This is a genomic window from Nonomuraea rhodomycinica (assembly GCF_013363995.1).
In the GTDB taxonomy this organism is placed as follows: domain Bacteria; phylum Actinomycetota; class Actinomycetes; order Streptosporangiales; family Streptosporangiaceae; genus Nonomuraea; species Nonomuraea rhodomycinica.
In genome coordinates this window covers 2214382-2235160 of sequence record NZ_JABWGO010000001.1, presented here as the reverse complement: position 1 = coordinate 2235160, position 20779 = coordinate 2214382, and the positions used below count along the sequence as shown (strand labels likewise).

At 72.6% G+C, this 20779-nt stretch carries 17 protein-coding genes and 1 pseudogene; 13 read left to right on the top strand and 5 right to left on the bottom strand.

Features of this window, described 5'->3' with window-relative positions; genetic code table 11:
• Positions 1-94 precede the first annotated feature (94 nt).
• The 5 genes from infB (at position 95) to truB (ending at position 6740) form a co-directional block, all read left to right on the top strand.
• Positions 95-3169, top strand: a complete 3075-nt coding sequence (gene infB / locus HT134_RS10220) for a translation initiation factor IF-2 (RefSeq protein WP_175599881.1) — start codon at positions 95-97, stop codon at positions 3167-3169.
• A gap of 121 nt (positions 3170-3290) precedes the next feature.
• Positions 3291-3587 (top strand): DUF503 domain-containing protein, encoded by a 297-nt coding sequence (locus HT134_RS10215; RefSeq protein WP_175594401.1) that lies wholly within the window; start codon positions 3291-3293, stop codon positions 3585-3587.
• A 40-nt stretch (positions 3588-3627) separates the two neighbouring features.
• Positions 3628-4083 (top strand): 30S ribosome-binding factor RbfA, encoded by a 456-nt coding sequence (rbfA, locus tag HT134_RS10210; protein WP_175599880.1) that lies wholly within the window; start codon positions 3628-3630, stop codon positions 4081-4083.
• An 806-nt stretch (positions 4084-4889) separates the two neighbouring features.
• Positions 4890-5867, top strand: coding sequence for a DHH family phosphoesterase (locus HT134_RS10205; RefSeq protein WP_312888053.1), 978 nt, complete (start codon positions 4890-4892; stop codon positions 5865-5867).
• Positions 5868-6740, top strand: coding sequence for a tRNA pseudouridine(55) synthase TruB (gene truB, locus HT134_RS10200; protein WP_175599879.1), 873 nt, complete (start codon positions 5868-5870; stop codon positions 6738-6740).
• Between the two features lie 82 nt (positions 6741-6822).
• Here the strand turns inward: truB and HT134_RS10195 are convergent, their stop codons facing one another.
• Entirely contained in the window at positions 6823-7851 is a 1029-nt protein-coding gene (locus HT134_RS10195) for a TRM11 family SAM-dependent methyltransferase (protein WP_175599878.1), read from the bottom strand.
• Between the two features lie 137 nt (positions 7852-7988).
• Here HT134_RS10195 and HT134_RS10190 point away from each other — a divergent pair, with 137 nt between their 5' ends.
• From HT134_RS10190 to HT134_RS10165, 6 genes and pseudogenes are all read left to right on the top strand, one after another.
• Positions 7989-8882, top strand: coding sequence for a bifunctional riboflavin kinase/FAD synthetase (locus tag HT134_RS10190; RefSeq protein ID WP_312888052.1), 894 nt, complete (start codon positions 7989-7991; stop codon positions 8880-8882).
• A gap of 219 nt (positions 8883-9101) precedes the next feature.
• Positions 9102-9371 carry a 30S ribosomal protein S15 gene (gene rpsO / locus HT134_RS10185; RefSeq protein WP_113699992.1) on the top strand — a complete coding sequence of 90 codons (270 nt, stop codon included), beginning with the start codon at positions 9102-9104 and terminating at the stop codon, positions 9369-9371.
• 283 nt (positions 9372-9654) lie between these two features.
• Positions 9655-11982, top strand: coding sequence for a polyribonucleotide nucleotidyltransferase (locus HT134_RS10180; RefSeq protein WP_175599876.1), 2328 nt, complete (start codon positions 9655-9657; stop codon positions 11980-11982).
• A complete protein-coding gene (locus tag HT134_RS10175) occupies positions 11979-13292 on the top strand; it encodes a M16 family metallopeptidase (protein WP_175599875.1) in 1314 nt (437 codons plus the stop codon). Before HT134_RS10180 ends, HT134_RS10175 begins: the two co-directional genes overlap by 4 nt.
• Positions 13293-13363: 71 nt before the next feature.
• The gene (gene dapB / locus HT134_RS10170; RefSeq protein WP_175599874.1) at positions 13364-14101 is read left to right on the top strand and encodes a 4-hydroxy-tetrahydrodipicolinate reductase; all 738 of its coding nucleotides are present in this window, start codon (positions 13364-13366) and stop codon (positions 14099-14101) included.
• Between the two features lie 154 nt (positions 14102-14255).
• Positions 14256-14561, top strand: a pseudogene (locus tag HT134_RS10165) (GNAT family N-acetyltransferase); the annotation flags it as partial.
• A 174-nt stretch (positions 14562-14735) separates the two neighbouring features.
• Here HT134_RS10165 and HT134_RS10160 read toward each other — a convergent pair.
• Entirely contained in the window at positions 14736-16133 is a 1398-nt protein-coding gene (locus tag HT134_RS10160; protein ID WP_175599873.1) for a serine hydrolase domain-containing protein, read from the bottom strand.
• Between the two features lie 153 nt (positions 16134-16286).
• Between HT134_RS10160 and HT134_RS10155 the strand changes: the two genes are divergently transcribed.
• Together HT134_RS10155 and HT134_RS10150 are read left to right on the top strand one after the other, a co-directional pair.
• Positions 16287-17219 carry a quinone oxidoreductase family protein gene (locus HT134_RS10155; protein WP_175599872.1) on the top strand — a complete coding sequence of 311 codons (933 nt, stop codon included), beginning with the start codon at positions 16287-16289 and terminating at the stop codon, positions 17217-17219.
• A 131-nt stretch (positions 17220-17350) separates the two neighbouring features.
• Positions 17351-18679 (top strand): MFS transporter, encoded by a 1329-nt coding sequence (locus HT134_RS10150; RefSeq protein ID WP_175599871.1) that lies wholly within the window; start codon positions 17351-17353, stop codon positions 18677-18679.
• Between the two features lie 19 nt (positions 18680-18698).
• Here the strand turns inward: HT134_RS10150 and HT134_RS10145 are convergent, their stop codons facing one another.
• Genes HT134_RS10145 through HT134_RS10135 form a run of 3 tightly spaced genes read right to left on the bottom strand, consistent with a single transcriptional unit; the run spans position 18699 to position 20755 of the window.
• Positions 18699-19574, bottom strand: a complete 876-nt coding sequence (locus HT134_RS10145; RefSeq protein ID WP_175599870.1) for a 1,4-dihydroxy-2-naphthoate polyprenyltransferase — start codon at positions 19572-19574, stop codon at positions 18699-18701.
• A gap of 15 nt (positions 19575-19589) precedes the next feature.
• Entirely contained in the window at positions 19590-20198 is a 609-nt protein-coding gene (locus HT134_RS10140; protein WP_175599869.1) for a GNAT family N-acetyltransferase, read from the bottom strand.
• 44 nt (positions 20199-20242) lie between these two features.
• Positions 20243-20755 (bottom strand): CGNR zinc finger domain-containing protein, encoded by a 513-nt coding sequence (locus HT134_RS10135; protein WP_175599868.1) that lies wholly within the window; start codon positions 20753-20755, stop codon positions 20243-20245.
• Positions 20756-20779 lie beyond the last annotated feature (24 nt).

Here is a 20779-nt window from a genome sequence, read left to right as displayed (position 1 = left end):
TATGAGCGCCTGATGAGCACGCGGCGATGAAGACGTCAAGGTAACGACGGTCCGGACGGCACAGCCAGCCTCCCGGGCCGAGTAAGGGAGTGCAGTGGCGAAGGTCCGGGTATACGAGCTCGCTAAGGAGTTCGGAGTCGAGAGCAAGGTCGTCATGGCCAAGCTCCAGGAGATGGGGGAGTTCGTCCGTTCGGCGTCCTCCACCATCGAGGCGCCGGTGGTCCGGCGGCTCACCGAAGCGTTGGGCGCATCCAAGGGTGGGTCCTCCAGGGGCGGCGGTTCGTCGTCCAAGCCGCAGCCGCCAAGGGCTGCTCCCCGGCCGGCCGAGAGCCAGGCCGGCAACGGCGCCGCCGAGGCGCCGGTCCCCACGGCCCCGCGTCCGGGTCCTGGCCCCAGGCCGGGTCCGCGTCCGGGCCCCGCGGGCGGCACGCCTCGCCCGCCGGTTCCCATGCCCCACCAGCAGCAGCCGCAGCAGCCCGAGGCGGCGCGCGGCGAGACGTCCGGCGCCCCGCAGGCGCGCTTCGAGGCGGGCACGCGCCCGACCCCGGGCCCGCGTCCGGGTCCCGCGGCTCGTCCCGGCCCGAAGCCGGGTCCCGCGCCGCGTCCCGGTGCCACCGGTGGCGGCGCCCCCGGCGCCCCGCGTCCCGGTGCTCCGGCCGGCTCCTCTGGTGGCGGTCCGCGTCCCGGTCCCGGTCCCAAGCCGGGCCCGCGTGGTCCCCGTCCGGGCAACAACCCGTTCTCGTCCAACGCCAGCGGCATGGGCCAGGCCCGTCCGCCGCGTCCGGGCGGCCCGCGTGAGGGCGGCCCCGGCCAGCGTGAGCGTCGTGACGGGCCGCCGCGTGACGGCGCGATGCCGCGTCCGCCGCAGGGCCGCGGCGAGGGCAGGCCGACTCCGGGCCCGCGTCCGGGTCCGCCCGGCGCCGCAGGTCCGCGTCCGGGCCCCGGTGCGGGTGGCCCGCGTCCCGGTGGTCCGCGTCCCAACCCGATGATGATGCCGCAGGGCCGTCCCGCCGGTCCCGGCGGTGGCGGCGCCGGCCGTCCCGGTGGCCCCGGTGGGCGTCCGGGTGGCGGCGGCGGTGGCCGTCCCGGCGGCGGTGGCGGTCGTCCTGGTGGCGGCGGCGGTTTCGCCGGTCGTCCCGGTGGCGGCGGTGGCCGTCCCGGCACGACGACGGGTGGTCCCGGCGGTGGCGGCGGCGGTTTCGCCGGTCGTCCCGGCGGCGGTGGCCGCGGTCGCGGTGGCGGCACGGCCGGCGCCTTCGGGCGTCCCGGCGGCCGTCCGGCGCGTGGCCGCAAGTCCAAGCGTCAGAGGCGCCAGGAGTTCGACAACATGTCGGCGCCGTCGATCGGCGGCGTGCAGGTCGCGCGCGGCAACGGCGCGACCATCCGGCTGCCGCGCGGCGCTTCGCTGGCCGACTTCGCCGACCGCATCGGCGCCAACCCCGCCTCGCTCGTGCAGATCATGCTGCACCTCGGCGAGATGGTGACGGCGACCCAGTCGGTCAGCGAGGACACGCTGCAGATCCTCGGCACCGAGCTGGACTACAACATCCAGGTCGTCAGCCCGGAGGAGGAGGACCGCGAGCTTCTCGAGGCCTTCGACATCGAGTTCGGCGAGGACGAGGGCGACGAGGCCGACCTGGCCGCGCGTCCGCCGGTCGTGACCGTCATGGGTCACGTCGACCACGGTAAGACGAAGCTGCTCGACGCGATCCGCAAGACCAACGTGGTGGCGCGCGAGGCGGGTGGCATCACCCAGCACATCGGCGCCTACCAGGTCGCGACGGAGCACGAGGGCGAAGAGCGCAAGATCACCTTCATCGACACCCCGGGTCACGAGGCGTTCACCGCCATGCGTGCCCGAGGCGCGAAGTCCACGGACATCGCGGTGCTGGTGGTCGCGGCCGACGACGGCGTGAAGCCGCAGACGATCGAGGCGCTCAACCACGCCCAGGCGGCCGACGTGCCGATCGTGGTCGCGGTCAACAAGGTCGACAAGGAGGGCGCCGACCCCAACAAGGTCAGGGCCCAGCTCACCGAGTACGGCCTGGTGGCCGAGGAGTACGGCGGCTCGACGCTGTTCGTCGACATCTCGGCGAAGAACGGCACGGGCATCGACAACCTCCTCGAGGCGATCCTGCTGACCGCGGACGCCGAGCTCGACCTGCGCGCCAACCCGACGATGGACGCCCAGGGCATCGCGATCGAGGCGCACCTCGACAAGGGCCGCGGCCCTGTCGCGACCGTCCTGGTCCAGCGCGGCACGCTGCGCGTCGGCGACTCGATCGTCTGTGGCGAGGCCTTCGGCCGCGTCCGGGCGATGCTCGACGACAACGGCGACGCGGTCGAGGAGGCCACGCCGTCGCGTCCGGTCCTGGTGATGGGTCTGACGGCCGTGCCGAGCGCCGGTGACAACTTCATCGTCGTCACCGACGACCGGATGGCCCGCCAGATCGCCCAGCAGCGCGCGGCGCGCAAGCGCAGCGCCGACATGGCGAAGTCGAGCCGTCGCCGCACCCTCGAGGAGCTGTTCAGCGACCTCGAGAAGGGCCGCGTCGACGAGCTCAAGCTCATCATCAAGGGTGACGTGTCCGGCTCGGTGGAGGCCCTGGAAGACGCCCTGCTCAAGATCGACGTCGGCGACGAGGTCAGGCTCCGTGTCCTGCACCGCGCCGTCGGTGCGATCACCGAGTACGACGTCAACCTGGCCGTCGCCGACGACAACGCGGTCATCATCGGCTTCAACGTCCGGCCCGAGCCCCGGGCCCGTGACCTGGCCGAGCGCGAGGGCGTCGACATCCGCTACTACTCGGTCATCTACCAGGCGATCGAGGAGATCGAGGCGGCCCTCAAGGGCATGCTCAAGCCCGAGTTCGAAGAGGTCCAGATGGGCACGGCGGAGGTCCGCGAGGTCTTCAAGGTGCCGCGGATCGGCAACGTCGCCGGCTCGCTGGTCCGCTCGGGTCTGATCGTGCGCAACAGCAAGGCCAGGATCATCCGCGACGGCGTCGTCGTGGCGGACAACCTCACAGTCTCGTCGCTGCGTCGCTTCAAGGACGACGCGACCGAGGTCCGCGAGGGCTTCGAGTGCGGTATCGGTGTCGGCTACAACGACATCAGGATCGACGACGTCATCGAGACGTTCGAGATGCGGGAGAAGCCGCGCGCGTAGACACGCGGCCGGGCGCTCGGCGGACCATCCGCCGAGCGCCTCTCGCACGCCCGGGCCTGGTCCCCACCGCAGCAGGCCCGGCGTGCGCTTCACTCACCAGCACAAGCGGTGGTCTCAGACGATGTATGTGGGTGCTCTTACCCTGGACATCCTGCTCGGCGACGTCCACTCGCTGAAGCAGAAGCGCTCCGTCGTGCGTCCCCTGGTCGCCGAGGTGCAACGACGCTTCCCCGCCGTGGCCGTGGCCGAGACCGGCCATCTCGACCTGCACCGGCGGGCGGAGGTCGGCATCGCGGTGGTCTCCGCCTCAGCGGGCAACTGCAAAGAGGTGATGGACGCCTGCGAGCGGCTGGTGGCGTTCCGGCCCGAGATCGAGCTGCTGTCGGCCAGGCAGCGCCTCTACAACGACGAAGACTGAACGACTGCACGACGGACGTCGTGCGTGAGGGGGAGCGAACATGGTGGACGCAGCGCGAGCGCGCAAGCTCGCCGACCGCATCCAGCAGATCGTCGCCGAGATGCTGGAGCGGCGGATCAAGGACCCGCGCCTCGGCTTCGTCACCGTGACCGACACGCGCATCACCGCCGACCTGCGCGAGGCCACGGTCTTCTACACGGTGTTCGGCTCCGACGCCGAGCGCGCCGACAGCGCCGCGGCCCTGGAGAGCGCCAAGGGCATCATCCGGTCCGAGGTGGGCAGGCAGACGGGCGTGCGATTCACCCCGACGTTGACGTTCAAGCACGACCCGCTGCCCGACAGCGCGCGGCAGCTCGACAGCCTCATCAACGCGGCCCGGGCGAAGGACGCCGAGGTCGCGCGCAGGGCCGAGGGGGCCTCCTACGCGGGCGAGGCCGACCCCTACAAGAAGGCCGATGAGGAGGAGGACGACCAGGCGGGACACCCGGCGCCGTGAGGCCCGACGTGCACGCCCGCACGGATCCCGCCGAACGCGTGGAGTCCTCAGGACGCGTGGATCCTTCCGGAGGCGTGGATCCTTCTGGACGCGTGGAGGCTTCCGGCCGCCTGGAGGTTCGGGTCCGTACGGAGCCTCCCGATCGGGGTGGGCGTTCCGACCGGGGCGGGTCTTCCGCCCTGTCGTCGCGTCCGGGCGTACCGGCCCGCGCCGACCGCCTCGACCCGCCACCTGTCCCGCCCGCGCCGGGCACTCGTACGGTCCCGGACGGGACGGCGTCCCCTCCGAGAACCGGCACCGCGACAGGCGGCAGTTCTCCGAACGGCACCGTGGCGGGCGGCAGTTCTCCGAACGGCACCGTGGCGGGCGGCCGTCCTCCGAACGGCACCGTGGCGGGCGGCGGTTCCCCGAACGGCACCGCGGCGGGCGGTGAAGCGCCCAACGCCTCTGCGGCGGGCGGTGAAGCGCCGGATGGAGTCGCGCCGGATGGAGTCGCGGCGGGTGAGGCCGTGGTGGGCGGGATCGCAGCGAGCGGCGAATGGGCGAACGGCGCCGCGACCGGCGGCGAAGCTCGGGGCGGAGTCACGTCGAGCGATGCCGTGTCCAGGGATGCCGTGTCCAGGGATGTCGTGTCGAGCGATGTCGTGTCGAAAGATGCCGCGACGGGCGATGTCGTGGCGAGAGATGCCGCGGCGGGTGATGTCGTGGCGGGTGGCCGAGCCGTTGTGGCCGGCGGAGTCGTGGCGGATGGTGGTCCGGCGAGTGGTGGAGACTCGCCGGGCGGGCATCCGCTGGGAGGAGACCCCGTGGGTGACGGCGTCCCCGAGGCGGCCTGGCAACGCGCGGTCGAGCTGATCGCCCGCGCCGACGAGGTCGCGCTGGCCTGCCACGTGTCGCCCGACGGCGACGCGCTCGGCTCGATGCTGGCCACCGCCTTCGTGCTGCGCTCGCTGGGCAAGCGGGTCGTCGCATCGTTCGGCGACCGCACGTTCGAGGTGCCGCGCCTGCTCGGCTTCCTGCCGGGCCAGGAGATGCTGAGCCCGCCCCAGGACTACCCGGCCGCCCCCGAGCTGATGATCACCTTCGACTCGGCGTCGGCGAGCCGGCTCGGCCTGCTCGGCGCGAACGCCGCCGCCGCCCGCGAGCTCATCGTGGTGGACCACCACCCCTCCTGCCAGGGGTTCGGCACGCTGGGCCTCATCGCCCCCAAGGCGGCGGCCACGGCCATGATCGCCGAGCAGCTCATCTACCGCCTCGGCGGCGCCCTGGACCGTGACATCGCCACCTGCCTGTACGCGGGCCTGGTGACCGACACCGGCTCCTTCCGCCACTCCTCGACCTCGCCGGCCGCCCACGAGATGGCCGCCCGCCTGGTGGCCACCGGACTGCGCACCGACGAGATCGCCCGCGAGCTGTGGGACCGGTCACCGTTCGGCTACCTCAAGGTGCTCGCCGCCGCCCTCGACCGGGTGACGCTGGAGGACGGCCTGGTCTGGACGTACGTGACGCGCGTGGACCGGGCAGCGTACGGCCTGCCGTACAGCGAGCTGGAAGGCGTCATCGACATCGTGCGCCGCGCCGACGAGGCGGAGGTCGCGGTCGTCTGCAAGGAGGACGACGAGGGCGCCTGGCAGGTGTCCACCCGCTCGAAGGGCGCCGTCGACGTCGGGGCGGTGTGCACGGCGATGGGCGGCGGCGGCCACCACAACGCCGCCGGCTTCACCTCGCACGACGGCGTCGAGAAGACCATGGCGAGGTTCCGCGAACTCTTGGGGAAGGTCTGAATGGCCGACAGTGGCCTGATCATCGTCGACAAGCCCGCCGACTGGACGTCGCACGACGTCGTGGCCCGGATGCGCCGCCTCGCGGGCACGCGCCGGGTCGGCCACGCGGGCACGCTCGACCCCATGGCGACGGGCGTGCTGGTGGTGGGCGTGGAGAAGGCCACCCGCCTGCTCGGCCACCTGGCGCTGACCGAGAAGGTCTACACGGCGACCATGCGGCTCGGCGTCTCGACCAACACCGACGACGCCGAGGGCGAGGTGACCGCCACGGCCTCGGCCGCCGGCGTCGCCGCGGCCGAGGTGCACAAGGGCGTCGCCGCGCTCACCGGCGAGATCATGCAGATCCCGCCGCAGGTCAGCGCGATCAAGGTGGACGGGCGGCGCGCCTACAAGCGGGCCCGCGCCGGCGAGGAGGTGGAGCTGGCCGCCCGCCCGGTCACCGTGTACGGCTTCGAGGTGCTCGACGTGCGCGCCCACGACGACGTGGTGGACGTGGACGCCGTCGTCACCTGCTCCAGCGGCACCTACATCCGGGCCCTGGCCCGCGACCTGGGGGCGGGGCTGGGTGTCGGCGGTCATCTGACGCGCCTGCGCCGCACGCGGGTCGGCCCGTACGACCTGTCGATGGCGCGCACCCTGGACGAGCTGGCGGAGCAGTGCGTCGTGCTGCCCATCGGCGAGGCGGTCGCGGCGGCCTTCCCCCGGCGCGACGTGACGGCGGAGCAGGCCACTCTGGTGCGGCACGGCGGACGGCTGCCCGCGGCCGGGCTGGGCGCCGGGCCGATCGGCGTGTTCGGACCGGATGGCGAGCTGCTGGCGCTGGTGGAGGAGCAGGGCCGCACGGCCCGCCCCCTGGCGGTCTTCGCCTCGTAGAACTCGTAGACGTCGTAGAGACCTCGTAGAACTCGCGGAAAGGGCTTGGGCGGCGCCTCTGTGAGGGGCTCGCGGGCGCCGGTCAGGGCTTGCGGGCCACCACCAGGTCGCGCACGATCGCCTGGTCGACCCAGTGCTCGAACTCGGGCAGGTCGGCCACCTCAAGCCCCGCCGAGGCGAGGATCGCGGCCAGCTCGTCCCGGCCGCCGCCGTAGGTGTTCCACGAGAGGCCCAGCGCCCCGCCGGGACGCAGCAGCTCCGCCCACACCGGCACCGCCTTGGCGATCAGCTCCAGGGGGCTGCGCGACAGCCCCTTGCCGGCCCCCCGGCCGCCGTGGCTGCCGTGCTGCACGCCGTACGGGGCGTCGGTCACGATCACGTCGAACGAGCGGGGCTTGAAGAACTCCCGGCCGCGCAGGGTGTCGGCGTTGACCACGGAGACGTGCTGCGTGTCGCCCGCCTTGTACGCCTCCTTCGACAGCGCGAACTCGACGTTGAGCCGCCGCCCGACCAGCGCCCGCTCGCGGCGCACCGGCACGGTCTCGGCCGTGTGCTTGAGCCGCTTGTTGCGCAGCCACGTCTTGATGAAGCCGGTGTACGCCTCGACGTCCTTGCCGTCCACGTCGATGCCGTAGGCGTCGTAGCCGTACATGAGCGCCTGGTTGAGCGTCGTGCCGCGCCCGCACATCGGGTCGAACACCGCCAGCTTGCCGCCGAGCGGGAAGTCGGAGGCCAGCACGGTCACGTTGAGCAGCAGCTTGGTGAAGTGCTCGTTGGTCTTGCCCGCGTACTTGAGGATCGTGAGGAGGTCGCTGCTCAGCCGGTCGAGGGGCCGCATGTCCAGCGGGCGCAGCAGCTCGCCCTCGACCGCGAACAGGGCGTAGACGGAGGAGAGGTTGGACAGCAGGGCGACGTCGTCGCCGTCCAGCGGCTCAGGAGTCTCGAACGTGACGTACGGCAGGCCGCCGATGCGCGTCTCGCCGATGCCGGTCAGCGCGCCCTCCAGCGCCCGTTCGCTGAAGACGGCCAGCTCGGAGCGGGTCAGCCGGACGGAGCTCTCGCCGTAGACGCGGTTGTGGGAGGGCAGGATCAGGAGCGCGTATCGAGCCATGGTGCGACCGATGCTACCCCCGCGATCGACCCCGATCGCCCCCTCGATTGGAGCGGAGGGCCGGCCGCATGGCAGGCTTGGGGAGGAGTGATCCGCCACGAGCGAATGGGGCCGGTGTGCAGGGTTCGGAGAGGTCCGTGGTCGCGATCGGCGTCTTCGACGGGGTCCACCTCGGCCACCAGCGGGTGATCGAGCGGGCCGTCGCCGTCGCCCGCGAGCGGGGCGCCCGTTGTGTGGCCGTCACGTTCGAGCCGCACCCGGACGACGTCGTCGTGCCGGGCTCGTGGACGCCGCGGCTGACGACGCCGCGGCGCCGGGCGGAGCTGCTGACCGCGCTGGGCGTGGACGAGGTGTGCGTGCTGGACTTCACGCTGGAGCTGTCGCGCACGAGCGCCGGCGACTTCGCCGAGTCCGTGCTGGCCGACCGGCTGCGCGCGGCGACGGTCGTGGTGGGCGAGGACTTCACGTTCGGTCACCGGGCGGCCGGCGACACCGAGGCGCTGCGCGCGCTGGGGGACAAGCACGACTTCACGGTCGAGATCGTCCCGCTGCTCGCCGGGGTCTCCAGCGCCGGGATCCGGGACCTGCTGGCGGCCGGCGACGCCGAGGGCGCCGCCGCGGCGCTGGGCCGCCCGCACCGGGTCGAGGGCGTGGTGGTGCGCGGCTACCAGCGCGGGCGCCAGCTGGGCTTCCCCACGGCCAACGTCGAGACGCCGCCGCACACCGCCATCCCGGCCGACGGGGTCTACGCGGGGTGGCTGGAGTGCGTGCCCGTCGCCAACCTGCCGGTCGTCTACGCGGGCGAGCGCTGGCCCGCCGCCATCTCGGTCGGCACCAATCCGACGTTCGAGGGCGTGCCGCGCACCGTCGAGGCGTACGCGCTGGACCGCGACGACCTGGAGCTGTACGGCGTGCACGTCGCGGTGGAGTTCGCGGCCCGGCTGCGCGGCAACACCCGCTTCGAGTCGATCGAGAAGCTGATCGAGCAGATCAACGACGACGTGGCCCGGACCCGCCGCCTGACGTCCTGACCGCACGACCACGACCACGCGGGAGCGGCCACGCGAGGGCGACCACGGGGAGTCACATCGGTAAGCGAGGATGCCACGCTTGGTGGTACTCTTGCATGTCGGCTCTGTGACGGCGCCGCAGCGCGCTGCCCTGAAGGCCTTCGCTGCGGCGACTGTAGGCACGCACGGTCGCTCGCTTTCCTGTTCGCCAGGCGTGCCCGTAGATTCGATAGGAGAGCCGTGTCCCTCGACACCGCTGCCAAGAAGACCATCATCGCCGAGTACGCGACGGCCGAGGGCGACACCGGGTCGCCCGAGGTGCAGATCGCGCTGCTCAGCAAGCGCATCAGCGAGCTGACCGAGCACCTGAAGACGCACAAGCACGACCACCACAGCCGTCGTGGTCTGCTGCTGCTCGTCGGTCGCCGGCGCCGCCTGCTGAAGTACCTGCAGAAGGTCGACATCGAGCGTTACCGGTCGCTCATCGAGCGGCTCGGCCTGCGGCGATAACATGAGAAGGGAGCGGCGTCCGCGTCGCTCCCTTCGCATATGCCGTGCGAAGCCGGTGTGTCGCCGCTCCGGCGGCGGGCATCTGGCATACAACTGAAGATCCGAGACACTACAGCCCCCGCGTCCGCTCAGCACCATGCGACCCGCGACGCCTGCGGGCCGGTCCTCGGTAGTGGCTTCCGGTAACCAAGACCGGGCGCTTCGATCGAAGACCGGCGCTGCACCTAACGAGGGTGCCGGTGAGAAAACAGGGCGCGGGCGACCGACCAAAAGGAGGTCCCCCGTGGAGGGTGTCCACACCGCCGAAGCCGTCATCGACAACGGCACGTTCGGCTCGCGCACGATCCGGTTCGAGACCGGGCGTCTCGCGCGTCAGGCGGCGGGTTCGGCCGTCGCGTATCTCGACAACGACACGATGGTGCTGTCCGCGACCACCGCGTCCAAGCAGCCCAAGGAGAACTTCGACTTCTTCCCGCTCACGGTGGACGTCGAGGAGCGCATGTACGCGGCGGGCCGCATCCCCGGCTCGTTCTTCCGGCGCGAGGGCCGTCCCTCCGAGGACGCCATCCTCACCTGCCGCCTGATCGACCGGCCGCTGCGCCCGTCGTTCGTCAAGGGCCTGCGCAACGAGGTCCAGGTCGTCGCCACCGTCATGGCGCTCAACCCCGACCACCTGTACGACGTGGTCGCCATCAACGCCGCGTCGCTGTCCACGCAGCTGGCCGGCCTGCCGTTCTCCGGCCCGATCGGCGGCGTGCGCGTCGCGCTGATCGACGGCCAGTGGGTGGCCTTCCCCACCCACACCGAGCTGGAGCGGGCCACGTTCGACATGGTCGTGGCCGGCCGGGTGCTGGCCGACGGCGACGTCGCCATCATGATGGTCGAGGCCGAGTCCACCAAGGACACGCTGAAGCTGGTCGCCGACGGCGCCGTCGCTCCGACCGAGGAGACGGTCGCGCAGGGCCTGGAGGCCGCCAAGCCGTTCATCAAGGTGCTGTGCGAGGCGCAGTCGCGCATCGCGCAGGTCGCCGCCAAGGAGACCGCCGAGTACGCCGTCTTCCTCGACTACCAGGAGGACGTCTACGCCGCCGTCGAGAACGCGGTGAAGACCGAGCTGGCCGCCGCGCTGACCATCGCCGGCAAGCAGGAGCGCGAGACCGAGCTGGAGAAGGTCAAGGCGCTGGCCGGCGAGAAGCTGCTGCCCGAGTTCGAGGGGCGGGAGAAGGAGGTCAGCGCCGCCTTCCGCGCGGTGATGAAGAAGCTCATGCGTGAGCGGGTCATCAACGAGGGCGTCCGCATCGACGGCCGCGGCACCAAGGACATCCGCGCCCTGTCGGCCGAGGTCCACGTGGTGCCCCGGGTGCACGGCTCGGCCCTGTTCGAGCGCGGCGAGACCCAGATCCTGGGCATCACGACGCTCAACATGCTGCGCATGGAGCAGGTCATCGACACGCTCAACCCCGAGCGGACCAAGCGCTACATGCACAACTACAACTTCCCGCCCTACTCCACCGGTGAGACCGGCCGGGTGGGCTCGCCCAAGCGGCGCGAGATCGGCCACGGCGCGCTGGCCGAGCGGGCGCTGATCCCGGTCCTGCCCTCGCGCGAGGAGTTCCCGTACGCGATCCGGCAGGTGTCCGAGGCGCTGGGCTCCAACGGCTCCACCTCGATGGGCTCGGTCTGCGCCTCCACGATGGCGCTGCTGGACGCGGGCGTGCCGCTGAAGGAGATGGTCGCGGGCATCGCGATGGGCCTGATCGGCGAGGGCGACAAGTACGTCACGCTGACCGACATCCTCGGCGCCGAGGACGCCATGGGCGACATGGACTTCAAGGTCGCCGGCACCAAGGACGTCATCACCGCGCTCCAGCTCGACACCAAGCTCGACGGCATCCCGGCCTCGGTGCTGGCCTCCGCGCTGAAGCAGGCCAAGGGCGCGCGCCTGGCGATCCTCGAGGTGATGCAGGAGGCGATCGACTCCCCGGCGGAGATGAACCCGACCGCGCCGCGCATCATCACCATCAAGGTCCCGGTCGACAAGATCGGCGAGGTCATCGGCCCGAAGGGCAAGATGATCAACCAGATCCAGGACGACACGGGCGCCGAGATCACCATCGAGGACGACGGCACGATCTACATCGGCGCCACCGACGGCCCGTCCGCCGAGGCGGCCCGTTCGGCGATCAACGCCATCGCCAACCCGCACATGCCCGAGGTGGGCGAGCGCTACCTGGGCACGGTCGTCAAGATCGCCGCGTTCGGCGCGTTCATCTCGCTCATGCCGGGCAAGGACGGCCTGCTGCACGTCTCGCAGATCCGCAAGCTGCACGGCGGCAAGCGCATCGAGAACGTCGAGGACGTCATGAGCGTCGGCGAGAAGATCCAGGTGGAGATCGCCGAGATCGACCAGCGCGGCAAGCTGTCCCTGGTGCCCGTCGAGGTCATCGAGAAGGAGGCCGCCGAGAAGGAGGCCAAGGGCTCGGCCGACGGCGAGCAGGCCCCGGCCGACGAGGCCCCGGCCGCCGACGACAAGGCCCGTGAGGAGCGGCCCCGCCGCACCCGCACCCGGGTGCGCGCCCCCCGCAACGACGCCGACGACCGTAACTCGTGACCCTCACCACCACGCTGCACCCCGGCCGTGAAGGGGCCGGGGTGGTCAGGCGGACCGTGCTCCCCGGCGGACTGCGCGTGGTGACCGAGACCATGCCGACCGTGCGCAGCGTCGCGGTCGGCATGTGGGTCGGCATCGGTTCCCGGGACGAGGCCCCCGAGCACATGGGGGCCACCCACTTCCTCGAACACCTGCTGTTCAAGGGCACCCCCACGCGTGACGCGATGGAGATCTCGGCCTCCATCGAGGGCATCGGCGGTGAGATCAACGCCTTCACCGCCAAGGAGTACACCTGCTACTACGCGCGGGTGCTCGACGAGGACCTGGCCGTCGCGGTCGACGTGCTCGCCGACGTGGTGACCAGCTCGCTGATCACCGACGACGACGTGGAGTCCGAGCGGGGCGTGATCCTCGAGGAGATCGCCATGCACGACGACGACCCGTCCGACGTCGTGCACGAGCAGTTCGCGGCGGCGCTGTACGGCGACTCGCCGATCGGGCGGCCCATCCTCGGCACGGTCGAGTCGATCAACGCGCTCGGCCGTGACGGCATCGCCGAGTACTACCAGCGCTACTACGAGCCGCGCCGCACGGTCGTCTCGGTCGCCGGCAACGTCCGGCACGAGGAGGTCGTGGAGCTGGTCGCGCGGGCGTACGAGCGGGCGGGCGCCCTCGGCGGGCCCCTCGACTGCGTCGCGCCGCGCACGAGCGGCCCGGGCGCCGCGACCCACTCCGCGGTCACCGTGCTCGACCGCCCGACCGAGCAGGCCAACCTGGTGCTCGGCACCACGGGCATGGCCCGCACCGACGACCGGCGCTTCGCGCTCGGCGTGCTCAACGCCGCGCTCGGCGGCGGCATGTCGTCCCGGCTGTTCCAGGAGATCCGCGAGAAGCGCGGCCTGGCCTACTCCGCCTACAGCTACACCTCGGCCTACGCCGACACCGGGCAGTTCGGCATCTACGTCGGCTGTCTCCCGTCCAAGATCGATGATGTGCTGAAGATCTGCCGGGACGAGGTGGCCCGGGTGGTCTCCGACGGGCTGAGCGCCGACGAGATCATGCGTGGCAAGGGCCAGATGCGCGGCGGGCTGGTCCTCGGCCTGGAGGACACCGGCTCGCGCATGTCGCGCATCGGCAAGAACGAGCTGGTCTACGACGAGTTGCTGTCGGTGGACGAGGTGCTGGCGCGCATCGACGCGGTCACGCCCGACGAGATCGCCGAGGTGTCCGCCGACGTGCTGACCCGGCCGCTCACGCTCGCCGTGATCGGCCCGTACGGCGACAAGGACTTCTCCTTCGCCATCGCGTGACGACAAGCCTGTAGTGGCTCCGCGCGGGTCCTCCTGCGGCCCGCGCGGAGCCGCCGTATAGGGTTGAGCGTGTGATCAAGGTAGGTGTGCTCGGCGCCCGCGGTCGTGTCGGCGTCGAGGTGTGCAAGGCGGTCGAGGCGGCTCCCGACATGGAGCTGGCGGCCGCGCTCGACAAGGACGACGCCGTCGAGGGCCTGCGGGGCGCCGAGGTGGTGGTCGACTTCACCCATCCCGACGTGGTCATGGGCAACCTGGAGTGGGCGATCGCGCACGGGATCCACCCCGTGGTCGGCACCACCGGCTTCGACGCCGCGCGGCTCGACACCGTGCGCGGCTGGCTGGCGGCCTCGCCGGGCACCAGCGCCCTGATCGCGCCCAACTTCGGCATCGCCGCCGTGCTGATGATGCACTTCGCGCAGCAGGCGGCCCGCCACTTCGAGTCGGTCGAGATCGTCGAGCTGCACCATCCGAACAAGGCCGACGCCCCCTCCGGCACCGCCCGCCGTACCGCGGAGCTGGTGTCCGAGGCGCGGGCCAAGGCGGGGCTGGGCGCCATGCCCGACGCCACCAGCACCGAGCTCGACGGCGCGCGCGGCGCCGACGTGGGCGGCGTCCACGTCCACGCCGTACGGCTGGCGGGCCTCATCGCGCACCAGGAGGTGCTGCTCGGCGGCGACGGCGAGACCCTCACGATCCGGCACGACACGATGAGCCGGTCCGCGTTCACCCCGGGCGTGCTGCTCGGCGTGCGGCGGGTGCGGGAGCTGCCCGGCCTCACCGTGGGCCTGGAGCCGCTGCTCGACCTCTGAGGCCGAGCCTTCCCCAGACACGGCGTGCCCACCGCCTGCGAACAGGCGAGTGGGCACGGGGTGCGGAAGGGGTCTCGGCGCCGCACCGCCGAGCCACACGCTCTGAACCCTAATACAGAGGCGCCGTCCGGCCCGAACATGAGACCGTGTCGCCATGGTGCGATGGGCCGAAGCCGGGGAACTGCCCGGCCTGGCGGCGATAGAGCTGGCCGCCGACACGATGTTCGAGCGGGTGGGGATCACGTTCCCACCGGAGACCACGCAGATCGACGATCCCTCGGTGGTGCTGGTCGAGGGCGACCCGCCGCACGGGTTCGCGCTCATGGGCCAGGTGGACGGCAACCTGCACCTGGAGCAGCTCGCCGTGCACCCCTCGCACATGCGGCGCGGCATCGGCGGGCGGCTGGTCGCGGCGGTGCGCGACCACGCGCTCGCCCGCGGCCTGCCCGCGGTGACGCTGACGACGTTCCGCGACGTGCCGTGGAACGCTCCCTGGTACGAACGTCAGGGCTTCGCCGTGCTGCCCGAGGGGGAGTGGGGGCCCGAGCTGCGGGCGCTGGTGCAGCACGAGCGCGAGCTGGGCATCGAGGTGGCGCCCCGCGTCGTCATGAGCGCCCCGTCTCCTGACCCCGCGTCAACGCCGTCGTGGCCGCACCGCTCCCCAGAGGCGTGCGGCCACCACCGTCAGACCCGCGACCGCGGCCGTCACCAGCCACACCATGAACGTCGGGTAGAGGTAGGCGAGCTGGATCCACATGGCGTCGCGGCCGTGGGCCAGCATGCGGTGGATCGGGGCGAGCGTCGCGCACAACGCGACCGGCACCAGGTACGGCGCCAGCCGCCACCACCGCCGGCGGGTGTGGCGCGCGGCCCAGCGCCGGGCACGGACGGCGCCCAGAGCCGCCAGCCCGGCGGTCACCACGGTCAGCAGCGCGAAGAGCAGGTCGGTGAGGAACGCGGGGTTCCCGGGCGGCGGCTGCGGGGTGCCGCCCTCGACGATGGCGACCAGCCCCTTCATGAGGAGGTGCGCGTCGGAGAAGGCCATGCCGGTGTTGGCCATCACGGCCACGCCGTGTCCGGAGCCGGGGATCAGCAGCTGGTGGGCGGTGGAGGTGAACAGGTCGCCGCCGTGTTCGAGCACGGGGGTGCCGCGCTCGGTCTCGCCGGCCGTCCAGCCGAAGGCGTAGCCCTCGCTCCGCGCGGACGGGGTGCGCATCTCCCGGACGCTGCGCGGCGACAGGATGCCGGTGTTCTGCGCGATCAGCCACCTGGCCATGTCATCGGCGGTGCTGAGCACTCCTCCTGAGCCGTTGCCGAATCCGGGAGGCTCCGGCAGGGCGACGGCCCGGCCGAGGACGTACAGGTGGCCGCGGGCGCCGGCGGGCAGGTCGCGGTCGGTGTCGATCGTCGTGCTGTGGCGCATGCCCAGGGGTTCGAAGACGTACGTGCTGAGGTAGGAGGCGAACGGCCGGCCGCTGACCACCTCGACGAGCCGCGCGGCGACCTGGTAGTTGGTGTTGTGGTAGCTGAAGGCGGTCCCGGGTTCGGTGGCGAGCCCGGCGGTCCTCAGGCGGGCCACGGCGCCCTGGAGCGTCTCCGGCTGGGGGAGGCTCTTCTCGGGGAAGGCCGAGTCGGCCATGCCCGAGGTCTGGTTGAGGAGCTGCCGTACGGTGATCCTCGCGGCGCGCGGGTCGGCCATCGTGAACTCGGGCAGGTAGCGGCGCACCGGCTGGTCGAGCGCGACCTTCCCCTTCTCGGTGAGCTGCATGACGGCCAGGGCGGTGAAGGACTTGCTGACCGAGGCCATCGCCATGGGGGTGTCGGCCGTGACGGGGTCGCCGGTGGCGGTCCGGCCGTATCCGGCGACGTGGACGACCTCGGTTCCCTTGGTGATCGCCACCTCGACTCCCGGCAGCCCGGTGGCGGCGCGGTACCGCTCGACGTAGGCGTCGACCGACGCGGGGATCGACGCGGCGGGGGCCTGCGGGAGGACGGCGGCGAGGAGGATCGCGGCGAGCGCGGTTCTGAACACCCGCCGAAGCTAATGACTCCTCCCCGCCCGGCACCATTGCGGCAACCCTCCGCGTCCGTTACGGGAACCCGCCATCGCTACGGGAACCCGCCATCCGGCGGGACGCGCCCCCGCCCTCGGGAGCGTGAGGGGACAGGTCATAGCCTCGATGGCATGCGAGTCATCCAAGCCACCCGTCTGGGCGGCCCCGAGGTCCTCGCCCTGGCGGACCTGCCCGACCCCGTGCCCGGCCCCGGCGAGACCCTCGTGGACGTCGAGGCCGCCGGCGTCAACTTCGCGGACATCAAACGCATCGAGGGCAGCTACGGAGCGACCACGACCCCCTTCGTGCCCGGCTCGGAGGTGATCGGCCGCACCGCCGACGGGCGCCGCGTGATGGGCTTCGCCACGAACGCGTACGCCTCCAAGGCGCTGCTCGGCGACCCCGTGGAGGTGCCGGAGGACCTGAAGCCGGGGCAGGCGCTGGCGCTGCTCGTCCAGGGACTCTCGGCCTGGCACCTGCTGCGCACGGCGGCCCGGCTGAGTCCCGGCGAGACCGTCGTCGTCAACGCGGCGGCCGGCGGCGTCGGCCACCTCGCCGTGCAGCTCGCCCGCGAGTTCGGGGCGGGCCGCGTCATCGGCACCGCCTCCACCCCGGAGAAGCGGGAGCTGGTCCTGGAGCTGGGCGCGGACGCGGCCGTGGACGGCGACGCCGACGGCTACGCCGAACGGGTCGTCGAGGCCGGCCAGGGCCGCCCGGCCGACATCGTGCTCGACGCGGTCGGCGGACGGGTCTTCGAGGCCGCCCTCGGCGCGCTCGCCCCGTTCGGCCGCCTGGTCACCTACGGATCCTCCGGCGGCGACCCCCTGCCTCCCGTGGACCCCGGGCTGCTGACCCAGCGCAACATCTCCGTGACCGGCTACTGGCTCGGCGGCTCCCTGCACCTGCCGGGCATGACGACGCCGCTGCGCGAGCTCATGGAGCTCACCGCGAACGGCCGGCTGCGGCCTCTCGCCGGAGGCGAGTACCCCCTCGCGGACGCCCGCCGGGCCCTGGAGGACCTGGCCGGCCGCCGCACCACGGGGAAACTCGTCCTGCTCCCGTGACGAGCTCCGGCCGGAGCCCCGCGGAGGGGCACGGGAGGACTCCCGCGCAGGGACACAGGAGTCCTCCCGCGGAGGGACACGAGAGGAGTCCCGCGGCGGGCGCCGGGAGGGACAGGGTCACGTTCGCCGTCATGTGCGCGGGCATGTTCCTCGTCCTGCTCGACGTGACCATCGTCAACATCGCCCTGCCGTCCGTCGGCGCCCGGATGGGCGGCGGCCAGGTCGCCGACCTGCAGTGGGTCGTGGACGGCTACCAGCTCACGCTCGCCGGCCTGCTGCTGGCCGGCGGCACGCTCGGCGACCGGTACGGCCATAGGCGCGTGGTGGTCGCCGGGTTCGCGCTGTTCGGCGCGGCCTCGGCGGGCTGCGCGCTGGCGCCGGGGATCGGCCTGCTCGTGGCGGCCCGCGTCGTCCAGGGCATGGGCGCCGCCCTCCTGCTGCCCGGCACGCTGGCGGTGATCAGCCGCCTCCATCCCGACCAGGAGAGCCGGGCGCGGGCGATCGGCGCCTGGGCCGCCAGCGGCAGCCTCGCCCTGCCCGCCGGGCCGCTCCTCGGCGGGGCGCTCGTCCAGTTCCTCGGCTGGCCCTGGGTCTTCTGGATCAACGTGCCGGCGATCGCGGTCATCATCCCGGTGATCCTCGTCGTGGCCGGGGAGAGCGAGCCGCTGGACCGCCCGCTGGACGTGCCGGGCGTCGTCCTGGGCACCGCCACGCTCGCGCTGCTGGTCCTCACGGTCATCGAGGCCGGCCGGCTCGGGCTCGGCGACCCGCTCGTCCTGGCTGCCGGGGCGCTGACCGTGGCCTGCGGCGCGGGGTTCGCGGCGGCCGAGCGGCGCGCCAGGCACCCGATGCTGCCGCCCGCGCTGCTGCGGCGCCGCCCCATCGCGGTCAGCACCGTCGCCGCCGCGGCCATGAACTTCGGGCTGAACGGCGTCATGCTGCTGTTCACGCTCTACCTGCAGATCGTGCGGAACCTCACGGCCGTCGTCGCCGGGGTGTCGCTGCTGCCGTTGTTCGTGCCCCTGGTGCTGCTGCCCGCCTACGCCGGGCGGGTCGCCGGCCGGCGCGGCCCCCGGCCGGTCATGCTGGCGGGGCTCGGGCTGCTGGTGGCCGGGTTCGCCCTGCTGCCGACGCTGCGGCCCGCGGCCGGCGCCTGGGCGCCGGCCGTCGTCATGGCCGTCATGGGCGCGGGCGCGGCGCTGCTCACGCCGAGCGTCGTCGCGCTCGCCATGGGGGCCGCGCCGCCCGGGCGGGAGGGTCTCACCAGCGCGCTCAACAACACCGCCCGGCAGGCCGGGGGAGCGGTCGGCGTGGCCGTCCTGGGCGCCGTCGCGGGCAGCCCTTCCGACGCGGGCGCCTTCGTGGCCGGGATGCGGCACGCCGCGATCATCGCCGTGGTGGTGTACCTGGTCGTCATCGCCCTGACCCTGACCGCCCGCGCCGAACCGGCGCCCGCGTAGGGGCCGTCCAGCGGCCCGCTCAGAGGCTGACGGCCAGGCCGATCGACAGCAGCAGGCCGTACGCCATCTGCAGCTTGCCCGTCTGCTGGAGCACGCCGATCAGCGCCGGACCCACCGCGCCGTGCAGCACCGTCTTGACCGGCATGACCGCCAGCGGCGCGGCCAGCACCGCGAGCGGCGTCAGCCAGGCGAGGGGGAACATCGCCACCGCCACCACGAACGGCGCGATCAGGCACACCGCGTACAGGGTGCGGGTGCGCTCGGCGCCCAGCACCACCGCGAGCGTGCGCTTGCCGACCGGCCCGTCGGTGTGGACGTCGCGCAGGTTGTTGACCACGAGCATCGAGCACGACAGCAGGCCGACCGGGATCGAGGCGATCAGCGCCGGCCACGACAGGTGCTCGGTCTGCACGTACGCCGTGCCCGTCACCGGCACCAGGCCGAAGAACACGAACACGGCCGCCTCGCCCAGCGCCCGGTAGCCGTACGGGCTCTTGCCGCCCGTGTAGAACCACGCGGCGGCGATGCTCGCGGCGCCCACGAGCAGGATCCACCACGCCCGGGTCGCGATCACGAGGATCAGCCCGAGCACCGCCGCGGCGGCGAAGCAGCCGAACGCGGCGGCGAGCACCTGCGGCGGCGTGGCGGCCCGCGAGCCGACGAGCCGCATCGGGCCCACCCGCTCGTCGTCCGTGCCGCGCACGCCGTCGCTGTAGTCGTTGGCGTAGTTGACGCCGATCTGCAGCAGCAGCGCCACGAGGAGCGCGAGGACCGCACGCCACCAGATCGGCTGGCCTTCGCCGATCGCCACGCCGGTGCCGACCACGACGGGCACGACGGCGTTGGGAAGGGTGCGGGGACGCGCTCCGGCGATCCACTGGCCGGGGGTTGCCATATCTCGAAAGATCCCTTAGCTGATGTCGGTGGTGAGCCTGACCATACGGATGGGGCGGCCCATGTCGAGGACGCGCTCCGCCATGTCCTCGCCCCAGCCCGCCGACTCCAGGAAGCCCAGCACCGCGTAGTTGTCGGCGAACACCCACGTGACGATCTGCCGGTAGCCGTCCTGGCGGAGGTGGTCGACCGTCGCGTTGAGCAGGCGGCTGCCGTGGCCGCGCCGTACGAAGTCGGGGTCCACCAGCAGCGTCAGCATCTCGGCCACCTCGGTGGGATCGAGATCCGGGTCCTCGGCGGGGGCGTGCGAGGCCAGGCCCACCACGCGCTCACCGCCCCGCGGGGTGGCGGGTACGCCGCTGCCCCCGACACCCAGCGCGGGGAACCCCTCGGTGTCGAGAATGGTCTCCACCGCGACCAGCACCCGGTGCCTCGACGTGGGCGGGGCGACGATCGCCTCGTCCCACTGGCGCAGCCACATCTTCTCGGCCGCCGGGCCGGTCATCTGCTCCAAAGGGCCCTCGGGAAGGAAATCCCGATAGCCGTAGCGCCAGGCGCGGATCTGAACATTCGCCACCTGGAGCACATCCTCGCGCCGGGCCGCCCGAACGCCTACGTCTGCCATCTCGGCCCGCTCCTTCGCCTGCCGTCCATGCCACAAGGCACGAGTTACACCGTATCGGTGTTTGAGGCTTGGAGACGACGCGAACCCTGCTTCCTCGCCCGGTAGGCGCGCGTTTTGGTGCGGTTGCCGCAGACCCGCATGGAACACCACGAGCGAGATCGATTTTTCGAGACGTCGATGAACGCCCACTGACAGGTGATCTCGGCGCACACCTTGAGCCGGTCCCAGGAGGCGTCGGCGACCGCGGCGGCGATCGCGGCGAGGGCGCCGGGGATCCCGCTCTCGACCGGGACGAGCCGGGGGAGGGGATCGACCACCAGGCGCAGCGGCAACACGGGCAGCGGCTGGTCGTGGTGCGTGCGAAGGGCGGCGCGTAACCCCTCGCGCAGGGCGAGCGCGGTGGCCAGGTCGGCGTCCGTGGCGCGGTCGAGAGGGCCGGCCAGGCCGCGCTCGCGCAGCCACAGCGCCAGCTCCTCCGGGCAGGCCAGCTCGTCCGTGCCGCACTCCACGTCCAGGGTGTTCACGAAGTCGCGCACGAGCTCCGCGGGTGCCGGCATGCCCTTACTGTACGGCGGCTCCCA

Coding starts and splice junctions, on each gene's coding strand:
- HT134_RS10215 (WP_175594401.1), top strand. CDS start 3,291: ATGTATGTGGGTGCTCTTACCCTGGACATCCTGCTCGGCGACGTCCAC.
- rbfA (WP_175599880.1), top strand. CDS start 3,628: ATGGTGGACGCAGCGCGAGCGCGCAAGCTCGCCGACCGCATCCAGCAG.
- truB (WP_175599879.1), top strand. CDS start 5,868: ATGGCCGACAGTGGCCTGATCATCGTCGACAAGCCCGCCGACTGGACG.
- HT134_RS10195 (WP_175599878.1), bottom strand. CDS start 7,851: ATGGCTCGATACGCGCTCCTGATCCTGCCCTCCCACAACCGCGTCTAC.
- HT134_RS10155 (WP_175599872.1), top strand. CDS start 16,287: ATGCGAGTCATCCAAGCCACCCGTCTGGGCGGCCCCGAGGTCCTCGCC.
- HT134_RS10150 (WP_175599871.1), top strand. CDS start 17,351: ATGTGCGCGGGCATGTTCCTCGTCCTGCTCGACGTGACCATCGTCAAC.
- HT134_RS10145 (WP_175599870.1), bottom strand. CDS start 19,574: ATGGCAACCCCCGGCCAGTGGATCGCCGGAGCGCGTCCCCGCACCCTT.
- HT134_RS10140 (WP_175599869.1), bottom strand. CDS start 20,198: ATGGCAGACGTAGGCGTTCGGGCGGCCCGGCGCGAGGATGTGCTCCAG.
- HT134_RS10135 (WP_175599868.1), bottom strand. CDS start 20,755: ATGCCGGCACCCGCGGAGCTCGTGCGCGACTTCGTGAACACCCTGGAC.